Raw genomic sequence first — 266 nt, forward strand, 5'->3', positions numbered from 1 at the left:
GCGAACGAGCGGGTCGAGCGTAGCGAGCAGTCGCTTCAGCAGGCTCGCGCCGAGTGGCAGGCCGCGCTGCAGGCTAGCCCCTTTGCTGATGAGGCGGAATATCAGGCTGCCCAACTGAATGATGCCCAGCGGCACGAGCTGACGCATCGGGTGGAGGCGTATCAACGCCGCTTGGCCGAGCTTGAGGGCGCGCTAGAGAATTACCAAACCCAGCTGGCGGAAAAGATACCGCCGGATCTTGCCGCACTGACTGCCCAGGCTGAAAG

Annotated in this window: 1 pseudogene; it reads left to right on the forward strand. The window is 63.5% G+C overall.

The annotated features are described in order from the left end of the window. A pseudogene (locus V0R37_RS22330) lies at window positions 1–266 on the forward strand (hypothetical protein); the annotation flags it as partial.

The sequence above is a fragment of the Pollutimonas rozaliensis genome, assembly GCF_048751585.1.
Taxonomy (GTDB): Bacteria; Pseudomonadota; Gammaproteobacteria; order Burkholderiales; family Burkholderiaceae_B.